The organism is Algibacter sp., from assembly GCF_049667265.1.
GTDB lineage: Bacteria > Bacteroidota > Bacteroidia > Flavobacteriales > Flavobacteriaceae > Algibacter_B.
In genome coordinates this window covers 1-3,362 of record NZ_JBATHX010000218.1, presented here as the reverse complement: position 1 = coordinate 3,362, position 3,362 = coordinate 1, and the positions used below count along the sequence as shown (strand labels likewise).

General features: G+C 33.4%; 3 protein-coding genes and 1 pseudogene. 2 read left to right on the top strand and 2 right to left on the bottom strand.

Annotated features, from left to right (window positions below):
* The coding region (locus WBN21_RS08155) for a DUF5686 family protein (RefSeq protein WP_424199189.1) at positions 1-958 on the bottom strand (958 nt) is incomplete at its 3' end.
* Positions 959-1,021: 63 nt separating this feature from the next.
* Positions 1,022-1,999 (bottom strand): pyruvate dehydrogenase complex E1 component subunit beta, encoded by a 978-nt coding sequence (locus WBN21_RS08150; RefSeq protein WP_424199187.1) that lies wholly within the window; start codon positions 1,997-1,999, stop codon positions 1,022-1,024.
* A 418-nt stretch (positions 2,000-2,417) separates the two neighbouring features.
* Between WBN21_RS08150 and WBN21_RS08145 the strand changes: the two genes are divergently transcribed.
* Positions 2,418-3,164: an electron transfer flavoprotein subunit beta/FixA family protein gene (locus WBN21_RS08145; RefSeq protein ID WP_424199185.1), complete on the top strand. Its 747-nt coding sequence runs from the start codon at positions 2,418-2,420 to the stop codon at positions 3,162-3,164.
* A gap of 76 nt (positions 3,165-3,240) precedes the next feature.
* Positions 3,241-3,362: pseudogene (locus WBN21_RS08140) on the top strand (electron transfer flavoprotein subunit alpha/FixB family protein); the annotation flags it as partial.

Genomic DNA, 3,362 nt, shown 5'->3' with positions numbered 1-3,362 from the left:
TCCAGTTTATATTAGCACTTTTTGAAGCTTGAAGATTAATTTCTTTAATCGCATAGGTGGTATCTGCAACCCAAAAATCGCCTTTAAAAGTCAATTCATTTTTACGTCTTGGATAATAAATAATATTATAACACCACTTGTTATCAATAAATGTACTGTCAGCTAGAACATAATTATAAGTATTAATTCCAGTTCTTGACAATGGACTCACAAAACTTTTATCGAAAAACTTTAAGTAATTATCGTATACGCTAAAGTCTGAATACAAATCGTCTACAAAATCAATAATCATTTGATTATCACTAAACCCTGAGTTTTTATTCCCTAATAAATCTTCTTTGGTTTTGTTAATTACATTATCGCCATATACTTTTGAAACGGCTTCATTTATAAAAATTGGTAAATAGGTTTTTCCTGTAACATTCGAAGTATCCACCTCTTCAAAAACAAATTCCATGCCTTTAAAAAGCTTACTTTTAATAAGTGCACTATCGATGGTATTTAAATCGAACTCTACTTTTTCATACTTATCGTATTCGTATTGCTTGAATTGTTTTAAACCATTACTGCGTTTATGCGCCCAAATTTTCTTAAGTAAATCGATGGCCGGATTATTCTTTTTAGACTGTTTTCCCGATACAATCACAACGGCATTAAGTTGTGCTGCTTCCTCTTTAAGTATAAATTTTAAATCGTAATTCACCTTTTTATCCAAAGGCACATTCAAGGTTTCATAACCTAAAAAAGTTACGGTTAAAGTACTCCAGGTTTCATCTGATTCTAAATAAAACTTTCCGTTTTCGTTAGTAATGGTGCCTTCCGTAGAGCCTTTAAATACAATAGTAGCGAAAGAAACTGGTTCATTAAATTCATCAAACACATAACCACTTACTTTGGTTTGTGCAAACACAGAAATAAATCCGAGGAAGAAAAGGGCAAAAAATATTTTAATTTTCATAATACAAAAAAACTTCATCAACAATCGTGCTAATGAAGTTTATATAACGTGAAAAATTTTGGTTTATTTATACAATACTTTTTTTACCGCCTTAATTACCTCTGTGTAATCTGGCAACCATTCTTCCATTAAAACAGGCGAATAAGCTGCAGGTGTGTCGGCAGTATTAATTCTAACAACTGGCGCATCTAAATAATCAAATGCTTCAGATTGTACTAAATAAGTAATCTCTGTTGCTACATTTCCAAAAGGCCATGCTTCTTCTAAAACTACTAATCTATTTGTTTTCTTTACAGACGCTACAATGGCTTTTCTATCCATAGGACGTACAGTACGTAAATCGATAATTTCACAAGAAATACCTTCTTTCTCTAACTCGTCGGCAGCCTTGTAAGCTTCTTTTATAATTTTTCCGAAAGATACAATAGTTACATCAGTTCCTTCACGTTTAATATCAGCAACACCAAGTGGTATAATATACTCACCTTCTGGCACCTCGCCTTTATCACCATACATTTGCTCGCTTTCCATAAAAATCACAGGATCATCATCACGAATAGCGGCTTTTAAAAGTCCTTTTGCATCATAAGGGTTTGATGGCACCACTACTTTTAAGCCTGGCGTGTTTGCAAACCAGCTTTCGAAGGCTTGTGAATGCGTTGCTCCTAATTGCCCTGCAGAACCTGTTGGTCCTCTAAAAACTATAGGACATGGAAACTGCCCACCAGACATTTGACGAATTTTAGCTGCATTACTTATTATCTGATCAATACCAACTAGAGAAAAGTTAAAGGTCATGTATTCAACAATTGGTCTGTTTCCAGTCATGGTTGAACCGACAGCAATACCAGCAAAACCAAGCTCTGCAATGGGTGTGTCGATAACACGTTTTGCACCAAACTCGTCTAACATGCCTTTTGACGCTTTGTAAGCACCATTATATTCAGCTACTTCTTCACCCATTAAATATACGCTTTCGTCTCTGCGCATTTCTTCGCTCATTGCTTCGCAAATAGCTTCTCTAAATTGAATTGTCTTCATTAAGTGTTTTTTTAGTCCAAAAACAAAAATAGTAATTATTCATTATAATGTACTTATGTTTCTGTTGTAAAATTATTGTTTGTCTAAAAATTTCAATACTTTTAATAAATGTGGTAAATAAATTGAAAACAATGAAAAAATACTACGTTCTATTATCATTCCTAATTTATCAGTTTTTTGAGTTTTGCTCAAATTATCATATTATACAGATTAAATGAAGATATATAATTTACTTACCGAAACATGATATTATTGACATCTTTGAACTTTAAAACCTTCAAACTCTTTAAATTATAACGCTGAACCCCAATAAATACGAGTTATTTTAAAATTTATTATGCACGCATAGTAAATATTCAAAATATTATATTTAACTTCGTAAACTGAAAAAAAATAAGACATTTAAATACATAAAAAAATGAAAATATTAGTGTGTATAAGTCACGTACCAGATACTACTTCAAAAATCAATTTTAGTGATAATGATACTAAATTTGATACCAATGGCGTACAATTTGTTATAAACCCAAATGATGAATTTGGTTTAACTCGTGCTATGTGGTTTAAAGAAAAACAAGGTGCTACGGTTGCTGTTATTAACGTTGGCGGTCCAGAAACTGAACCTACCTTGCGTAAAGCATTAGCCATTGGTGCAGATGAAGCCATACGCGTAAACACACCTGCAACCGATGGTTTTTCGGTAGCAAAACAATTAGCAAACGTGATTAACACAGGGGGCTACGATTTGGTAATTGCTGGTCGCGAATCTATCGATTATAATGGCGGTATGGTGCCAGGAATGGTAGCCGGATTAATTAATGCCAACTTTGTAAATAACTGTATTGGTTTGGAGGTTGATGTTACATCAGCGAAGGCTATTCGAGAAATTGATGGTGGTAAAGAAACCGTTTCAACATCGCTGCCACTAGTTATAGGAGGTCAAAAAGGATTGGTTGAAGAGAGCGATTTACGTATCCCGAACATGAGAGGCATTATGATGGCTCGTAAAAAACCTTTAAATGTGGTTGAACCTATTGATGTAAGTCCTGAAACAACTTCTGTTTCATTTATAAAACCAACTCCTAAAGGTGCGGTTACGTTAGTATCACCAGATAATTTAGACGAATTAGTAAGCTTGCTTCATAACGAGGCTAAAGTCATATAAATCCCAAATTTCAGAAGCAAAATCCCAAAAAATATTATTTGGAATTTACTTTTGGATTTTTAAATTTTTTAAATTTATGTCAGTTTTAGTATATACAGAATCAGAACAAGGTACTTTTAAGAAAGCCGCTTTCGAGGTAGCTTCCTATGCAAAAGCAGTTGCTAATCAATTAGGAACAACCGTTACTGCAGTAGCCAT